The 16,317-nt window shown below is 70.5% G+C and carries 19 protein-coding genes, 1 tRNA gene and 1 pseudogene; 10 read left to right on the forward strand and 11 right to left on the reverse strand.

The annotated features are described in order from the left end of the window. Positions 1-40 precede the first annotated feature (40 nt). The 3 genes and pseudogenes from AC5L3X_RS11830 to tnpA form a co-directional block, all read right to left on the reverse strand. Positions 41-418, reverse strand: coding sequence for a hypothetical protein (locus AC5L3X_RS11830; protein ID WP_494856948.1), 378 nt, complete (start codon positions 416-418; stop codon positions 41-43). Further along, positions 361-543, reverse strand: coding sequence for a hypothetical protein (locus tag AC5L3X_RS11835; RefSeq protein ID WP_494856950.1), 183 nt, complete (start codon positions 541-543; stop codon positions 361-363). Before AC5L3X_RS11835 ends, AC5L3X_RS11830 begins: the two co-directional genes overlap by 58 nt. A 166-nt stretch (positions 544-709) precedes the next feature. Further along, positions 710-1,140 (reverse strand): annotated as a pseudogene (gene tnpA / locus AC5L3X_RS11840) (IS200/IS605 family transposase). Between the two features lie 22 nt (positions 1,141-1,162). Here tnpA and AC5L3X_RS11845 point away from each other — a divergent pair. Further along, complete coding sequence (locus AC5L3X_RS11845; RefSeq protein ID WP_494856952.1) at positions 1,163-2,308, forward strand: RNA-guided endonuclease InsQ/TnpB family protein; 1,146 nt, start codon at positions 1,163-1,165, stop codon at positions 2,306-2,308. Positions 2,309-2,361: 53 nt separating this feature from the next. Here the strand turns inward: AC5L3X_RS11845 and AC5L3X_RS11850 are convergent, their stop codons facing one another. Further along, positions 2,362-4,872, reverse strand: a complete 2,511-nt coding sequence (locus AC5L3X_RS11850; protein WP_494856954.1) for a PEP/pyruvate-binding domain-containing protein — start codon at positions 4,870-4,872, stop codon at positions 2,362-2,364. Positions 4,873-4,884: 12 nt separating this feature from the next. Continuing rightward, positions 4,885-5,598 (reverse strand): TetR/AcrR family transcriptional regulator, encoded by a 714-nt coding sequence (locus tag AC5L3X_RS11855; RefSeq protein ID WP_494856956.1) that lies wholly within the window; start codon positions 5,596-5,598, stop codon positions 4,885-4,887. A 151-nt stretch (positions 5,599-5,749) separates the two neighbouring features. On the opposite strand from AC5L3X_RS11855, the gene AC5L3X_RS11860 reads away from it, so the two are divergent. Next, positions 5,750-6,295, forward strand: a complete 546-nt coding sequence (locus AC5L3X_RS11860; protein WP_189123799.1) for a hypothetical protein — start codon at positions 5,750-5,752, stop codon at positions 6,293-6,295. Positions 6,296-6,326: 31 nt separating this feature from the next. Here the strand turns inward: AC5L3X_RS11860 and AC5L3X_RS11865 are convergent, their stop codons facing one another. Further along, positions 6,327-7,067, reverse strand: coding sequence for an MBL fold metallo-hydrolase (locus tag AC5L3X_RS11865; RefSeq protein WP_494856959.1), 741 nt, complete (start codon positions 7,065-7,067; stop codon positions 6,327-6,329). A gap of 91 nt (positions 7,068-7,158) precedes the next feature. Between AC5L3X_RS11865 and AC5L3X_RS11870 the strand changes: the two genes are divergently transcribed. Together AC5L3X_RS11870 and AC5L3X_RS11875 are read left to right on the forward strand one after the other, a co-directional pair. Beyond that, positions 7,159-7,536: a hypothetical protein gene (locus tag AC5L3X_RS11870; protein WP_494856961.1), complete on the forward strand. Its 378-nt coding sequence runs from the start codon at positions 7,159-7,161 to the stop codon at positions 7,534-7,536. A 79-nt stretch (positions 7,537-7,615) separates the two neighbouring features. After that, positions 7,616-8,287 (forward strand): DUF6766 family protein, encoded by a 672-nt coding sequence (locus AC5L3X_RS11875; RefSeq protein ID WP_494856963.1) that lies wholly within the window; start codon positions 7,616-7,618, stop codon positions 8,285-8,287. Here AC5L3X_RS11875 and AC5L3X_RS11880 read toward each other — a convergent pair. Then, entirely contained in the window at positions 8,212-9,057 is an 846-nt protein-coding gene (locus AC5L3X_RS11880; protein WP_494856964.1) for a 1-aminocyclopropane-1-carboxylate deaminase/D-cysteine desulfhydrase, read from the reverse strand. The genes AC5L3X_RS11875 and AC5L3X_RS11880 overlap by 76 nt on opposite strands. 111 nt (positions 9,058-9,168) lie before the next feature. Here AC5L3X_RS11880 and galK point away from each other — a divergent pair, with 111 nt between their 5' ends. Beyond that, positions 9,169-10,155, forward strand: coding sequence for a galactokinase (gene galK, locus AC5L3X_RS11885; RefSeq protein WP_494856966.1), 987 nt, complete (start codon positions 9,169-9,171; stop codon positions 10,153-10,155). Between the two features lie 55 nt (positions 10,156-10,210). Here the strand turns inward: galK and AC5L3X_RS11890 are convergent, their stop codons facing one another. From AC5L3X_RS11890 to AC5L3X_RS11900, 3 genes are all read right to left on the reverse strand, one after another. Further along, positions 10,211-10,984, reverse strand: coding sequence for an enoyl-CoA hydratase-related protein (locus tag AC5L3X_RS11890; RefSeq protein WP_494856968.1), 774 nt, complete (start codon positions 10,982-10,984; stop codon positions 10,211-10,213). 46 nt (positions 10,985-11,030) lie between these two features. After that, entirely contained in the window at positions 11,031-12,161 is a 1,131-nt protein-coding gene (locus AC5L3X_RS11895) for a nitric oxide synthase oxygenase (protein WP_225262567.1), read from the reverse strand. A gap of 320 nt (positions 12,162-12,481) precedes the next feature. Further along, positions 12,482-12,769, reverse strand: coding sequence for a hypothetical protein (locus tag AC5L3X_RS11900; protein ID WP_494856970.1), 288 nt, complete (start codon positions 12,767-12,769; stop codon positions 12,482-12,484). On the opposite strand from AC5L3X_RS11900, the gene AC5L3X_RS11905 reads away from it, so the two are divergent. From AC5L3X_RS11905 to AC5L3X_RS11920, 4 genes are all read left to right on the forward strand, one after another. Further along, a complete protein-coding gene (locus tag AC5L3X_RS11905) occupies positions 12,768-13,133 on the forward strand; it encodes a thioesterase family protein (RefSeq protein WP_494856972.1) in 366 nt (121 codons plus the stop codon). The two genes, AC5L3X_RS11900 and AC5L3X_RS11905, sit on opposite strands and share 2 nt — an antisense overlap. Before the next feature lie 64 nt (positions 13,134-13,197). After that, on the forward strand, positions 13,198-14,358 hold the full coding sequence (locus tag AC5L3X_RS11910; RefSeq protein WP_494856974.1) for a thiolase family protein: 1,161 nt from the start codon (positions 13,198-13,200) through the stop codon (positions 14,356-14,358). 47 nt (positions 14,359-14,405) lie between these two features. Beyond that, on the forward strand, positions 14,406-14,852 hold the full coding sequence (locus AC5L3X_RS11915) for a winged helix-turn-helix transcriptional regulator (protein WP_189123790.1): 447 nt from the start codon (positions 14,406-14,408) through the stop codon (positions 14,850-14,852). A 185-nt stretch (positions 14,853-15,037) separates the two neighbouring features. Next, positions 15,038-15,571, forward strand: coding sequence for a hypothetical protein (locus AC5L3X_RS11920; protein WP_494856975.1), 534 nt, complete (start codon positions 15,038-15,040; stop codon positions 15,569-15,571). A 195-nt stretch (positions 15,572-15,766) separates the two neighbouring features. On the opposite strand, the gene AC5L3X_RS11925 is transcribed toward AC5L3X_RS11920, so the two are convergent. After that, positions 15,767-15,838: transfer RNA gene (locus AC5L3X_RS11925), tRNA-Asn, on the reverse strand. Between the two features lie 125 nt (positions 15,839-15,963). Between AC5L3X_RS11925 and AC5L3X_RS11930 the strand changes: the two genes are divergently transcribed. After that, a complete protein-coding gene (locus tag AC5L3X_RS11930; protein ID WP_189123788.1) occupies positions 15,964-16,290 on the forward strand; it encodes a YtxH domain-containing protein in 327 nt (108 codons plus the stop codon). Positions 16,291-16,317: the final 27 nt, after the last annotated feature.

Here is a 16,317-nt window from a genome sequence, read left to right on the forward strand (position 1 = left end):
CCGCGCCGTTCCCGCTCAGGCGAACGGCGCGGGCGTCGGCCTACCGAAGGTCCGCGAAAGACCTACGGGAGAAGGGAACGCGGATGCCCTTGAACGACTCGCTCCGCACGACGTGGATGCCGTCGGCGGTCGCGGCCAGAGCGCGCTCGTGGATGCCGCCGAGCCCACCGGGAGCGAGAACCTGCTCCACCCGGCGCGGCACCCGGCCGGGTCCGGCGGCCGGCGCCCTGGGACGGAAGGTGATGGGTCTGCCGTTCTCCGGGTGCGTGCGCGGTGTCAGCGCCTTCCCGCCGCCGACCTGGCCCGAGCCCTGTCGGCTGAACGGGTTCCCCTTCTGGTAGTCGGCGAAGCAACGTACGACTACCCGCCCGGCGCTCGCCCCTCGGCCGGTGCCGGCACGTCGAGGAGGTCCTTCCACGGCGGGGGCACCTCCTGGAGCGCGCGGAGTTCGTCGTCGGTGGCACCGCGGTCGAGGGCGTGCTTGGCACGTCTGAAGACGGCGCACCGGGCCTCGAGCTCGCGCAGGTCACACGGTTCGATCATGGCGGCCATGGTGCGCCACGGCCGCGGACGGTGACGGCCGACTTGGCGGAGACTTTTCAGTGTGATCTGGTGTGGAACCCCGGGCGTTTACGCCCGGGAGGAAGCGCCAGCGCGGGAGGGCCTCCAGGCCTAAGCGGTGCTCTGACGGTCGGTCTCTGTGGGTAGCTCAGCCTGGCCGCTTCTGGTTCTCGATGTACTCCTTGATGATCGACAGGGGTGCCCCGCCGCAGGACGCGGCGAAATACGAGGGGAGCAGAAATGGCCACCCCACAGATACCGGCGGATGTGGACCGGAAAGTCCTTGCGCAGCAGCCGCGCCGAGACGCCTTTGAGAGAGAGTTGACCAGAGTCGAGAGCGCCACCTTGGGCGGATAGTGCACAAGCAGGTGGACATGGTCGTGCTCGCCGTTGAACTTCACCAGCGTGGCACCGAAGCTGTCGCACACCTCGATCATGATGTCTTCGCAGCGGTGCAGGATCTCGTCGGTGAACACCTTGCGCCGGTACTTGGGCGTGAAGACCCGCATGCGCATGCAGGCTGTAGACCACGCTACGACCCCCCCGGATATCGGGGTTGAGTTCGCAACGCGGTGACATGGACCTGACGATAGTGTGTTCGATGGTGAAACTGGTGGTGCAGGTGAAGCTCCTGCCGACGTCGCAGCAGGCGGCGGCGCTGGAAGCCACCCTGGACGCGGCCAACCGAGCGGCGAATCTGGTCGCGGCACTGGCGTTCCAGCAACACTGTTTCCGCAACTTCGATCTGCGCAAGCACACCTACGATCAGATCAAGGCCGAGTTCGGGCTGGCCGCCCAGGCTGCCCAGCATGTGATCAAGAAGGTGTGCGACGCCTATCGCACCCTGCACGCCAACCTGGCCGCCGGGAACCTGGGCAAGCCCGGATCGCCGCGCCGGGTCAGAATCGAAGCCCGGCCGATCTCCTTCCGGTCGCTGGCGGCCCAGCCGTATGACGACCGGTGCCTGTCCTGGCAGCATGATGCGCGGACGGTGTCGATCTGGACGACCGCCGGGCGGCTGAAAGGGGTGGCCTTCACCGGCTCGGCGCGGCAACTGACGCTGCTGGCCGCCCATCGACGCGGTGAGTCGGATCTGATCTGCCGGGACGGGATGTGGTTCCTGTATGCCACGGTCGAGGTGGCCGGCCGGCCGCCATCGGAACCGGACGGCTTCGTCGGGGTGGATCTGGGTATCGCCAACATCGCCACCACCTCCGATGAGGTCCGTCATTGCGGCAAGGGCTTGAACGCGGTCCGCCACCGTCATCGCCGACTCCGCCGCCGCCTGCAGGCCAAGCAGACCAAGTCCGCCAAGCGGCTGCTGAAACGGCGGCGTCGTAGCGAGGCGCGGTTCGCCGCGAATGTCAACCACATCATCGCCAAAGGCATCGTGACCGAGGCAGAACGCACCGGGCGCGGGATCGCTCTGGAGGATCTCCAGGGCATCCGCGAACGGGTACGGCTTCGCAGGCCCCAGCGGGTCACGCTGCACTCCTGGAGTTTCCACCAGCTCGGAGCTTTCATCGCCTACAAGGCGGTCCAAGCAGGAGTGGCGGTGATTCTCGTGGATGCGGCCTACACCTCACAGCAGTGCTCGCACTGTGGGCATGTGGACAAGCGCAACCGGCCTGACCAGGCCACCTTCATGTGTACGTCGTGCGGTTTCGCTGAGCACGCCGACGTCAACGCAGCCCGGAACATCGCCTCACGCGGTGAGACGGGCTGGGCAGTGAGTCACGCTGCCTGACGCGGACCGGACCGTCGAAGCCATCGACGGCGAGGAGCTGCAAGCTCGGTCGTTTACGGCCGAGAAGCTGACCTGAGCAACTCCACCGTGCCCCGTTCACCGTCCACCCGGACCCAGTCGCCGTCGCGCAGGCGCATGGTGGCGTTGCCGGTGCCGACCACGGCGGGGATGCCCAGCTCCCTGGCCACGATCGAGGCGTGCGACAGGGGCGCGCCCAGGTCGGTCACCACGGCCGCCGCCCGGGGGAACATCGGCGTCCAGCCGACGTTCGTCAGCGTCGTCACCAGGATCTCGCCGGGCCGCAGCCGGTCGCCGTCCTCCGGGCCGGACAGCACCCGGGCCACGCCCTCGACGACGCCGGGGGCGCCGGGGAAGCCGGTCACGGTGTCGCTGACGGGCACGTCGCCGCCCCGCGCGTCGTAGAGGTCCGCGCGTCTGCCGGCGTCGGCGGCCCAGCGGACCGGGTCGAAGTGGCCGACGATCAGCGCCGGGTACGGCGGCAGCGAGGCGTACCTGAGGTAGGTCGCGCGCCGCACCGGGATCCGGGCGAGCGGCTCGGCGGAGCCGCGCAGGACGGCGAGGATCTCGTCCAGATAGAGGTGGAACAGGTCGTCGCCGTGGCCGGTCAGCTCCCCGGCGCGCACCGTGAACGCCCGGAGCGCCCAGAACGCGCGGATGACCTCCGAGCGGGTCGTCTCGCGGTCGCGGACGACCGCGTTCCAGCGCGCCACCCGGGCGCGCATCCTGGCCTCCTGGCGCGGGTAACGGCGCGCGAACCGCGCCCAGGCGGCGTCGCGGGCCTCCTGCTGGCGGGCGAGCAGCGCCGCGGTGTCGTCGCGCAGGTCGCGCAGGCCGGCGAGCGCGCGATCGATCCAGGCGGGGTCCTCTCCCGGGCGCGGGATCGACACCTCGAACTCGTGCGGCCCCCGGTGCCCGTAGACGCGGGCGAACGTGTCGCGGTCGATCTCGCCTCTGGCCAGCCGGCTCAGGCCCATGACGGGGCCGAGGCTGGCGAGCTCGCCGCCGGTGTTGACGCCGGTGAGCATCGCCTCGGCGTCGACGTCGCCCATCATCGCGCGCAGCCGGTCGCGGGTGAAGACGAGCGTCGTGCCGCCCTGCCGACCGGCCGCCTCCAGCATCCGGGAGGCGGTGACGAGGTACGGCTCGACGTCGCTCCCCCACAGGCCGGCCAGCTCGGCCGGATCCGTGGTGGCCGCGATGCGGTCGCGGACGGCCTGGCCGCGCCGCTCGGCGGTGGCCAGGAAGGCGGGCATCTCCCTCAGGTTGGCGCGGACCCGCCCGCGGATCCGGACGGCCATGGGCAGCACCCGCTTGATGATCTCCCAGCGCGAGACCTTCAGCAGCGGCACGTCCAGGCCGGGCGGCACCCTGCCGAAGATCTGCTCGATCGCGCCGAGCCTGCGCCGCATGCCCAGCGCCGCGGCGACCGAGTGGATCACGCTGAGGTTCATGTAGAAGCGGCCGCCGATGTTGCCGACCAGGTCGAAGCCGGGCAGCGCCGAGGCGGACATCGCCTCCTGGATGAACAGCCGGACGAACGACCAGGTGACGGGCGTCATCACGTCGGGGATGGCCTCGCCGAGATTGCCGCCGGTCCACAGGTAGTCGCCCTTGAGGCTGTCGTTCCACTCCTCGACCTGTTCGGTGAGGCCGGTGACGGGCCGGGCCTGGAGGATGTGGAACTCGCCGTCGCGCCTGGCCCACTCCACGTCCATCGGCGTGCCGTACAGCTCCTGGACGCGCGAGCCGATCGCGGCGAGCCGGACGGCCTCCGTCTCGTCCAGGACGGGCGCCTCTCGAAGATCCGCGGGCACCGGCCGCTCGGTGGTGCCGTCAGGCGTGCGTACGGTCATGACGGTCTTGTCGCCGGCGTGCGCCTCGGTGACGGCGCCGGCGGCCACCACGATCGTGTCAGGGGTGACGTGGCCGCCGACGACGGCCTCGCCCAGCCCCCACGAGGCGTTGATCACGGTCCGGTCGCGGGCGCCGGTGACCGGGTCGGCGGTGAACATGACGCCGGCCGCGTCGGCGTCGACGAGCTCCTGCACCACCACGGCCAGCGCGACGTCGTCGTGGGCCACGCCGTTCTGCTCGCGGTAGGCGATGGCGCGGGCGTTCCACAGCGAGGCCCAGCAGCGCCGGACCGCGTCGGGCAGCGCCTCGCCCCTGATGTTGAGAAAGCTGTCCTGCTGCCCGGCGAACGACATGCCGGGCAGGTCCTCGGCCGTGGCCGACGAGCGCACGGCCACGGGGACGTCGTCGCCCAGCCCGGCGTGAGCCTCGCGGATCCGGGCGGCGAGCGTGGCGGGCACGTCGTGCGCGGCGAACAGGTCCGCGATCCGGCCGGCGTCGCCCCGGGCCGCCGCCTCGACGATCCGGTGGTGAAAGTCCGCCACGTACGCGCGGTAGGCGGCGGTCGTGATCAGGAACCCGCCGGGGACGGGCAGTCCGGCCCCGGCCAGCCTGGCCAGGGAGGCGCCCTTGCCGCCCGCTGTGGCGAGATCGGCGGCGGGGTCGTCCAGAGGAAGGACTAAGGCGTCCACGTGACACGCTCCTTACGAGCCCAGGGAGGTCGCGAGCTTGTTTCGCGCGATCTCCACCACGGTGTCGAGATAGCGGGCGGTGGCCCGCGCGATGGCGTGCGAGGCGGCGCCGGACGGCGTCACGCCCGTGCCGATGGCGAGGTCGGCGGTTTCGGCGATCAGCTCCATGAGCCGGTCGTCCGGCATCCGCATGCTCTCCGGCAGGTTGTTGCGGGTGAACAGGAACCCGTAGAGGACGGCGGCGAGCACCGTGAGCTGCTCGCGCGGCGTGCGGTCGGCGCGGGCGGCGTCCTGCTCGCGCAGCTCGCCGAGATACTCCTCGAAGGCCGCGGCCAGCTCCGGCGTGGTCTCACTGTGCCGCTTCTGCCGGTTCAGCTTGCCGAGCACCTCCGAGTCGCCCAGCAGGATCGCCTTCATCAGCGGCCTGCGCACCAGCTCCACGGTGAGCTCCCGGACCAGGTCGCGCAGCGTGGCGGGGGCCTGCTCGCGCACCCCTTCGAGCATGCGCAGCCGCTCGCGGCGCAGCAGCGCGGCGAAGAGCGCGTCACGAGTCCGCCAGTGCAGGTAGATGGTGCCCTTGGCGACCCCTGCCTGCCTGGCCACGTCGTCGATCGTCGTCTTGTCGTAGCCCCAGCGCTCGATCAGCTCGGCCGCCGCGTCGAGGATCCGGTGCGCGCGTTCCAGCTGGCGCGCCGGATCCTGCGGCGGCCGTCCCGCCTTCACCATTCCACCTCACCTTAAATATTTGACTAAATCAGATTATCCGGTCATTTAATGCAAGACAAGGCCGGATGCCGGTCAAGCCGTGGCTTGCGGCGAACGCGCTCTTTTGGTGTGCGCGCGCCGGGAGCCGGTGGAGGGCCGTAGCGTAGTGCCCATGGGTAGAGCGTTCTGGATCGATCAGGAGTTCGACAGAGATCGTGGCGGGCGCTATGCCGTGCACGTACGCAAGAACCTCGAAGAGTTCGAGTGGGGCGACATCGCGCCGGTCAGGTTCGCCTGCGCGGCCTGGCGGCTGGCCACCCCGCCGTCGCTCAACCCCGGCTACGTGCGCTGGGACCGGCGCGTCCTTGAGGCGACGTGCCACCGCAACACCTGGGACGGCACCCTGAACGCGCGGGTCAGGCTGGTCTCGCCCCTTCCCGAGGAGCTCACCCGCTCGCGCGCCTGGTGGCGCGACCGCGGCTGGCTGGGCTGGCAGGAGACGTTCGGCCAGTACGTCGAGCCGACGCAGCAGGACCTGGCCAGGATCCCGTTCCTGCGGGCCACCCTGCTGGTCGAGGTGCCGGTGCCGCTCGACGACCTGCCGCCGGAGCCGGAGGGGCCGCACGACAAGGTCGAGGAGTCGGCCGAGCGAGCCCTGGTGGTGCTGGTACGCGAGCTCAACGCGCTCGTCACGCCGATCCTCGACCAACTCGACTAATGGGATGACCACGAACGTTCACCGGGTCTGATCAACCGAGCGGGACAGTGAGTCCTTCCTCGGCCGCCAGCACCTCACCGCCGAACTCCTTCCGGGCGGCGTCCACGGAGGCGGCCCGGTCGTTGCCCGGCCAGAAGTGGGTGAGCATCAACCGGCGTGCGCAGGAGCGGCGGGCCCAGTGACCGGCCTCCGTGGAGGTGAGCAGATTGCGGGTGGGGCGGTCGGCCTCGCCGTCGCGGTCGGTGGCCTCGACGATGAACAGGTCGGCGTCGCGCCCGAGTTCGGCGAGCGCGGGAGTCGGACCGGTGTCGCCGGTGTAGGCCAGGACGACCCCGTCGGCCTCCAGGCGGATGCCGGCGTTGAGCACGTAGTGCGGCAGCGACAACCCGGTGAGGGCGAACGGCCCCACCTGGTGACCGCCCGGCAGCGGATGCGCGTCGAAGACCGCGTGGAGGTCGACGTCGGGCTCCAACCCGCTGATCCGGTCGAGCACGCCCGGCGGGCAGTACAACGGCAGCCGCGGGCCACCGGGGTCGCCGTAGAAACGCATCCGGAACAACCCGTGCAGGTCGATGCAGTGATCGGGGTGCTCGTGGGTGACGACGACAGCGTCCACCGCGCCATCCGGCCAGTGCGCGAGCAGCCGCGGCAGCGTGGCGTAGCCCAGGTCGAGCAGCAGCCGGTAACCGTCCCAGTCGACCGCGAACCCACTGCAGGCACGGCCCGGCTCGGGAAACGCACCACAACTGCCGAGGACGGTCACTTGCCGCATCCGTACAGGATGCCAGTTCCCCAACGGCACGCCTGCCGACTCTTGCCGTCCGCGCCAGAGTGCCGCGTTTCTGGACGGGTAGATGCGGCGCATGAGATCCGCCCTCGCGGCACTCGCCCTGCTGCTCGCCGCGGGCTGTGCCGTGGACACGGCCGCTCCCGCCCGCGTGGCGGCGCGGTTCCACACCGCGGTGGCCGCGCACCAGGACGAGGCCGCGTGCGCGATGCTGACCCGGCAGGCCGCGAGGAAGCTGCCCGACCCCGGCGAGACGTGCGCCACGGCCCTCGCGGACCTGCGGCTGGGGCCCGGCGGCCGGGTCACCTCGGTCGAGGTGTGGGGCGACGACGCCGTGGTGAGGCTGGCCGGGGACACGGTGTTCCTGCACCGGTTCGCCGATGGCTGGCGGGTGCGCGCGGCCGGGTGCGAGCCGGAGCGCGACCTGCCCTACGACTGCGCCCTGGAGGACTGATGCGCGTCGTGTTCGTGCTGACCCTGGTCATCATCGTGGCGGGCCTGGTGTGGTTCTTCGCGTTGGGGGTGGCTCATCTGTGAGATGGATCCGGGAGAACGCGCTCTCGCTGACGTTCATGACGCTGTTCGTGCTCGCCCTGGCGGGGCAGGCGGTCGCGGGCATGCTGGAGTTCAACGACCAGCAGCTGGTCAACGGCCTGCAGCCGGTCTCGCTCCTCGCGTACGTGACGTCGTCGGCGTTCGCCGTGGACGTGTCGGAGAACTGGCAGTCCGAATACCTGCAGTTCCTGCTGTTCATCATGCTCACGGTCTGGCTGGTCCAGAAGGGGTCGCCGGAGTCGAAACAGCCCGGCGAGGAGGGCCCCGGTTCGGACGAGGAGCAGCTGGTCGGCCCGTACGCGAAACCCCGCTCCCCGGCGTGGGCCAAGTCGACCGGGCTGAGGCTCCACCTGTACGGCAACTCGCTGGGGCTGACCATGGGAACCGTCTTCGTGCTGTCGTGGCTGGCGCAGTCGGTGTCGGGACTGGCGGCCGGCAACGCCGAACGGCTGACCGACCTGCGCGACCCGATCTCCTGGGGCGCGTACATCACCTCGCCGGAGTTCTGGAACCGGTCCCTGCAGAACTGGCAGTCGGAGCTGCTGGCCGTGCTGTCGATGGTGGCGCTCTCCATCTACCTGCGCCAGCGCGGGTCACCCGAGTCGAAGCCGGTCGGGGCGCCGCACAGCGAGACGGGGACCGAGGGCTGACCGGTGACGACGGCGACGACGCGGGTGCCGTCGGCGAAGGCACCCTGCCGTACGCGATCGACCAGGCCGTAGAGCATCTTCGCGACGTACACCCCTTCCACCTGATATTTGGCGATAAATCCGTCCAAGGCGGGTGTTGACCGGGCGTACCCGCCGAAGTGGTAGTCGAGGTCCACCGACCAGTTGTCCCAGACCCGCCCATACGCCTCACGCTGCAGCCGGGCCACCTCGTCCACGAGGAAGCCCGCCCCCTTCAGCACCGCGAACCCGATCGCCCGCTTGCCGGGCGGCAGCCCCGCCGCGATGCCGGCCAGCGTGCCCCCGGTGCCCACGGGACAGCAGACCACGTCGTAGTCGTCCGCGATCTCCCCCGGCAGCTCGGCGCAGCCGCGCACGGCCGCCGCGTTGCTGCCGCCCTCCGGCAGGACGAACACCTCCCCCCACTGCTCCCGCAGCCGGGCCAGCACCTCAGGCGTGTCCTTCAGCCGGTAGGCGGCCCGGTCGAGATAGGTGAGCGTCATCCCGCAGGCGGCGGCGTAGGCGAGCGACGGGTTGAGCGGCAGCCGCTCCTCGCCGCGGATCACCCCGATCGTCTCGAAGCCGTGCCGCCGACCGGCCGCGGCCACCGCCCGGATGTGGTTGGAGTAGGCGCCGCCGAAGGTGAGCACGCGCGCGTGGCCCAGGTTGTACCTGAGCTTGCGTGTCTTGTTGTCGTCGTGCTTGAGCAGCACCCGGACGGAGGTGGTCGCGGGATCCAGCAGTTCCTCCACTCGCGCTAGTCTACGGAAGGTCGATTGTTGAGGAGTGTTCGGTTATGCGCGTTGTTGAAGCTTTCCGTACGGCCTTCGGCGCGGATCCGGCGACGGTCTGGCACGTTCGCGGTGCCCTGGGGCGTCACGGCCGCCATCAGCCCGCGCGCCGACCGGACGATCCGCCTGCTGTCGCTCCAGTCCTCCCCCGACCCGATCACGATCACCGAGCACGGCGACGCCCAGGGCTGGACCCGCTACGTCGTGGGCGTGCTCGCGATGCTGGGCGACCGGGTGCCGGGCGCCGACATCGCGATCGACGGCGACGTCCCACAGGGCGCCGGGCTCAGCTCCAGCGCCGCGCTGGAGGTGTCTGTCGCCGCCGCCCTCAACGACCTGCACGACCTCGGCCTGACGCCCATGGAGCTCGCCCTGCTCGGACAGCGCGCCGAGAACGACTTCGTCGGCATGCCGTGCGGCATCATGGACCAGGCCGCCTCGGCGCTGTGCGAGGAGGGCCACGCGCTGTTCCTCGACTGCCGCTCGCTCGGCCACCGCAGGGTCCCGCTCGACCTGGCCGCCCACGGCCTGCGCCTGCTCGTCATCGACACCCGGGTGCACCACGAGCACGCGGGCGGCGAGTACGCCAAGCGCCGGGCCGAGTGCGAGTCGGCGGCCCGCAAGCTCGGCGTGGCCGCGCTGCGCGACGTCACCGACCTGGCCGGGGCCCTCGACCGGCTGCAGGGCGCCGAACGCAGGCGCGTCATGCACGTCGTCACGGAGAACCACCGGGTCGAGGCACTCGTCGGCCTGCTGCGCGCCGGCGCCGTGACCGAGATCGGCGCCCTGCTCAACGCCTCGCACCTGTCGCTGCGCGACCAGTACGAGGTGTCGTCGCCCGAGCTGGACCTCGCGGTCGAGGCGTCACTGCGCGGCGGGGCGCGCGGCGCCCGCATGACGGGCGGTGGCTTCGGCGGGTCCGCCGTCGCGCTCGTCGCCGAGGACCGCCTCGACTCCGTCCGGCGGTCCGTCGAGGACGCCTACGCCGAGCGCGGCTGGCAGGCCCCTCGGTTCCTCCCCGCCGTGCCCTCCGCCGGCGCCTCACCCGTCGCCTTCTGACCCGCCGCCGACCGGACCGCTCCTCCCCGCGGCGCCGCGCCGGAGGAGTGTCCGTCTAGAGGGGCGGGAAGTCGGGCAGACGGCGTTCGAGGAAGCTGCCCACGCCCTCGGCGAAGTCGGGCCGGCCGAAGGAGGTGACCATCTCCTCCACGGCGGTCTTGGCCGACGCGTCGAGGGTGACGTTCCAGTCGTTCCAGACCTGGCGCTTGATGATCGCCATGGACACGGGCGAGCTGTGCACCGCGAGCTCCCGCGCGTAGTCCTGGGCCTCGGCCAGCAGCGACTCTCCCGGCACCGCGCGGTTGACCAGTCCGAGCTCGAACGCCTCGGCGCCAGTGAACGTGCGGCCGGACAGCAGGATGTCCATCGCCCGCTGCTGCCCCATGATCCGCGGCAGGATCCAGGACAGGCCGTACTCGGCGACCAGGCCACGGCGCGAGAAGGCGGTCGTCCACTTGGCCTCGGCGGCGGTGAACACCAGGTCGCAGACGAGGGCGTGCACCATGCCGAGCCCGGCGCAGGCGCCGTTGACCGCGGCGACGATCGGTTTGCGGATCGTGGTCGGGTACGTGTTGGGACGGGGGTCGGGTTCCTCGTCGTACGCGCCGGTCTGGATGTCGTTGAGCATCTGGAAGTCCGCCCCCGAGCAGAAGCCCTTGCCGGCGCCGGTCACCACGACGGCCCGCACCTCGGGGTCCTTCTCGGCCTCTTCCAGCAGGTCGAAGTAGCGCCGCCCCATCGCGTCCGTCCAGGCGTTGAGCCGGTCGGGGCGGTTGAAGGTCAGGGTGAGCACGCCGCGGTCGACCGAGGAGAGAACGAGTTCAGCCATGGAGTAACAGAACCATGTTCTATCCCTCGGACGCAAGGCGGGCTCCTCAGCGGTGGTGGACGTAGGCGGGTGTGAGCGCGCGGTTGTCGTAGTAGCGGTGGAAGACCGGTGTGACCCCGCCCGAGATGGGCGGGACGATCCACGACCAGTCGGCCGGGCACACGCGCCCCGCCTTCTCCTCCCTGGCCAGGTGCGTGAGGAAGCGGGCCGACTCCGTGTGGTGGTCGGTCATCGTCACCCCGGCCCGCTCGAACGAGTGCAGCACCGCCACGTTCAGCTCCACCAGCGCGTGGTCGCGCCACAGCGACCGCTCGGTCGAGGTGTCGAGGCCGAGCCGCTCGGCCACCGCCGGAAGCTGGTCGTAGCGGGTGACGTCCGCCAGGTTGCGGGCGCCGATCTCCGCGCCCATGTACCAGCCGTTGAACGGCGCGCACGGGTAACAGAGGCCGCCGATCTCCAGGCACAGGTTGGAGATCGCGGGCACGGCGTGCCAGCGCAGCCCGAGCTCCTCGAACCACCGGTACTCCGGATGGACGATGGGCACCTCCAGCACGGCGTCGCCGGGCAGGTTGCAGAGCAGTCGCCCGCCCTCGGCGGTCTGGACGACCAGCGGCAGCACGTCGAACCGGCCACCCGCGCCGCGCCAGCCGTGCGCCCGCACCCGCTTGGTGAAGTCCACGTAGCGCGGGTCGCCGGTGATCGCGCCGTCGGCGTCGCGGTATCCGGCGTAGCGGATGAGCTGCTCGTTCAGCACCCGCGGCCCCGGCGCCCCGGGCGCGTCGGGAGGGAACACGGTGATCGTGGGCCGGATCCTCCCCTCACCCGTCGCCTCGCGCAGGTGGGCCACGCACTCGATCGCCACCCCTTCGGCGCTGCGGACCTGCCTGCGGTCGCGCACCTTCAGCGACCGCCAGTAGAGCCGCCCGATGCAGCGGTTGCTGTTGCGCCAGGCCACCCGCGCGCCGAACTGCAACTCCTCGTAGGTGTGCGTGTAGGTGCCGTGGCGGGCGATCTCGCCCGCGACCTCCCGCACCCGTGGCCGCGGGTCGCCCGCGGCGGGATTCTCCTCGTGGAAGAGCCTGACGAAACGCTCCGCCTCACGGAGGTCGATCGCCCGGTCGACGGTGGGCACGGCGATGGCATCGAGGGAACGCAGGGACCTGATCCAGGTACGCACGCAGTAACCAGCACTTTTCCGGTAGACGGAGCACCCCGCCGATTCCGGGTCGGCGACGCCCTCCTGCCGGCGGCGCCCTTTCCACACCGCCCACATGGATGCCCGCGGCTGCCGCGCCCTTCGCGGGCACGGCTTCCCCATCCTTCCTCGTGATCCCGGGTTTGTCCCGGCAAATGGAAAATCGCGTGACCTTAGAGATACAAAGCGTGACATCACCGCTCGACGTCAGGGCGCGCCGCACTGGCGGTGACGCCCCCTACGCAGTCAGTTGTTGTTTCCAACTGGCTGCGATATCGTCCATGAACCAGTTAGTTGGAAAATCAAACTCGGAGGCTGCTCTTGCGTCCCCCAGGCACTCCGGCCGCCCTCTGGGTCCTGAACACCTGCGCCGTGGCGCTCGCGCCCCTGCCCGTCCCCGCCGGCCGGACCGGCTCCAGGCACGCGCATCCGGTCCGGAGCGGCTCGTGACTCCTCCCGGTGCGCTGCTGCGAGCGGCCCCCTTGGACGATCTGATCGAGACCGGCGCGCATCTGCGGGGTTTCGGCGGCGTCCACGGTGGGCTGACCCTTCACGATCCCGCCCGAGTTCGTGGCGATCTCCACGTCCATGGAGATCCGTCCCGTCGGCCCGAACCGGCCGTACGCGGGCGGCGCCGAGCCCGAGCTGACCGCGTGGATCAGGCTGCTGGAGGACGACGAGCCGCCGGACGTCCACCGGCTGGCACTCCTGATGGACGGCCTGGCGCCCTCCTATGCGGCCGTCCTGTCGGAGCTCGCCTTCCTCCCCACCGTGGAGTTCGCCGTCAGGCCCGCCATCGGACTCCTGCGGACCGCCTCACCGTGGGTCCTGCTGCGGGCCCGTACGCATCGAGCGAGCGCCGACGGCTGGGTCGACGAGGGCATCGATGCCTGGGGACCGGACGGCGACCATCTCGGCAGCGCCAGGCAACTGCGCCTGGTACGGCCCATGTGAAGGAGTGAGCCTTGTTCTCTCCAGCCCGGCACAGCGAGTTCGACGACGAAAGGAAGGCGGGATCATGCGCGACGCGGTGATCGTAGAAGCGGTTCGCACTCCGGTGGGCAAGGGCAAGCCGGGAGGGGTGCTGCACGACGATCATCCCGTCGACCTCCTCGCCCGCACACTCCAGACGCTGGTCGAACGGGCGGGCATCGACCCGGCGCTGGTGGACGACGTCATCGGCGGCGTCGTGACGCAGGCCGGCGAGCAGGCCGTCAACATCACCCGTACGGCCGTCCTGGCCGCCGGGTTCCCCGAGAGCGTGCCCGGCATGACCGTCGACCGGCAGTGCGGCTCGTCCCAGCAGGCGTTGCACATCGCCGCGCAGGGCGTGCGGAGCGGGGCGTACGACATCGCGATCGCCTGCGGTGTCGAGTCGATGTCGCGGGTCCCGATGGGCTCGGCCATCCTGCCGGGCAGCGACCCGTTCGGCCCGATGACGGCCCGGCGCTACCCGGACGGCCTGGTCGGGCAGGGCGTCAGCGCCGAACTGATCGCCGCCCGCTGGGGCCTGTCCCGGGCCGAACTGGACGCCTACGCGTGCGAGTCGCATCGGCGCGCCGCCGAGGCGTGGAAGAACGGCGAGTTCGACCGGGAGGTCACCTGGGCCGGCGTCGACGAGACCATCCGCCCGGGCAGTTCGCCGGAGATCCTCGCCGGTCTCAAGTCCGCCTACCACGACCCGGCGATCGCCGGCCGTTTCCCGGAGATCGGCTGGAAGATCACCGCGGGCAACGCCTCCCCGATCAACGACGGCGCCGCCGCGGTGCTGGTCATGGGCGCCGACACCGCCGAACGGCTCGGGCTGCGGCCGCGCGCCCGTTTCCACTCCTTCGCCGTCGTGGGCGACGACCCGCTCCTCATGCTGACCGCGATCATCCCGGCCACCGAGAAGGTCCTGGCCCGCGCCGGCCTGACGCTTTCGGACATCGACCTGTTCGAGGTGAACGAGGCGTTCGCCTCCGTGGTGCTGGCCTGGGCCCGGGAGACCGGCGCCGACCCGTCCCGGGTCAACGTGCGCGGCGGAGCGATCGCCATCGGTCACCCGCTGGGCGCCAGCGGCGCCCGCATCATGACCACCCTGCTCCACGCCCTGGAGGACCGCGACGGCAGGTACGGCCTGCAGACCATGTGCGAGGCCGGCGGCATGGCCAACGCCACTGTCATCGAGAGGCTCTGATCACGACCCGGTCAGGCCCGGGATCCACCCCGGCTAAGCTGCGCAGCATGCCGAAGGACGCACGACCGCGCGAGTGCTCCATCGCCGACGCCCTGGACCTGGTCGGCGAGCGGTGGAGCCTGCTCGCCATTCGCGAGCTCAGCTACGGCGTCCGGCGTTTCGACCAGATCGTCCGCAACACCGGCGCGCCCCGCGACATCCTCACCACCCGGCTCCGCAAGCTGGAGGACGGTGGGATCATCCAGCGCGAACGCTACAACGATCATCCCGTCCGGCACGAGTATCACCTCACGCCCGCCGGCGTGGAGCTGTGCGACGTCCTGATCGCACTGATGAAGTGGGGCGATCGTCACCTGCACCCCGACGATCCTCCCGTCCGGTGGCACCACTCCTGTGGTCAGCCCCTTGATCCGCTGCTGGTCTGCCGCCACTGCGGCGGCGAGGCCCGGGTGGGAGCCCACACCCCCACCGGCCGAGGCGCCCTGACCTCCTGACGCCCGCGCCGGCGATCTCACCGGCTCCCGGAACGACTGTCCCCGTCCTGGATCTAGCCCGTTTACCTGGCGTGGCTCCCGACTTGGCCCCCTTCGATCCCTCAGCCGATCACGGCCTTGGCACAGGGCTAACTCGCGAGGACTTCAAACGATCTTGTCGGTGGTGGCGTTTACGCTCCCCGTTCATGAGCAGCGACGAGACTCGCACCGTACGTCTGACGGTCGAAGTCGCCGACTGCGGCATCGCCGGTCTGCAGGACAGGGAACTCGACGGGTATGCCGACACACCAGCCCAGTCCGTTGGGTTCATCGAGGTCGAGAAGGGTTGGGTCACCCTCCGCGTCACCCATCAGCGGGGGCCTGCCGACTTCACTGTGACGATCGCTGACCGGGACCCCGGGGCAGATCTCGCCACCTATGAGGACATCGTGGAAATTAGCTACGTGTCCAGGTCGGGCGAAGTGGAGATGAGCGGGTTCGCCCATGACGACGTTGTGATGTGTCCCCTTCCTCCTCTCCATGCTGGGCCTGGGACCTACCGCATGCGGTATCACGTCAAGGACATGGACTGGGAAGGCGCGAGGGAGGACGGCGTCGACAACCACTACCTTCAGATATGGCCCGCCCCCCTTGAGGACCCCGTTGTCGTCAAGGCCACGAGTGACGCTTCTCAGTACTTTTCAGATCCAGAGAAGTTCAAGCGCGACCGAGGATTGTGAGCATGCGCCGGCCCATCCACACATCCGGCCTGCCCGTCCGCCGTCGTCCCGCCCGCCGGGTAGCGGGCCAGCCGCAGGGCTGCCCGGCCGCGCGCCTGGCGTCAGGGCCGTGATGCTGGCTCCCGGAACGACTCAGGCCCTCCCACCTGCTGCCGGTGAGAGGGCCTGAGCTACCAACCTCTTAGTTGATCACAGCTCCCGCGATAGGACTCGAACCTATAACCTGCCGGTTAACAGCCGGCTGCTCTGCCGTTGAGCTACGCGGGATCGAACATCTGCGCTGCCTGCAGGGGGTTAGGGCCCCTCCGGTCGGCGCACGACTACATTAGCGCACTCGGGGAGTGCGTGTCGCATCCTGATCGGGGTAGAGCCGGAGACAGCGGAGGTGCAAAATGCGCTATCGAATGACATTCGTTGTCGGGCTGGCTGTCGGTTACGTGCTGGGCAGCAAGGCCGGCCGCGAGCGCTATGAACAGATCAAACAAGCGGCCCAGCGTGTCGCGGACAACCCGAGGGTCCAGGGGGCCGCGGGAGTGGTCGGCGCGCAGGTGTCGAAGGCGGCCGACGTGGCCAGACACAGGGTGGGTGACACACTGCAGCATCGGATCCCGTTCCTGGGCGACAAGGAGCAGCAGGACGACGGCACGGGCTGGCCCAAGGACCGACCCGAGCCGCACAAGGCCGAACAGCAGGCCGGCAAGACCGGCATCCCCTACTGACGGCCGGGCGCGGCATGGGCGTGTGCC

Source organism: Nonomuraea sp. CX421 (genome assembly GCF_059358955.1).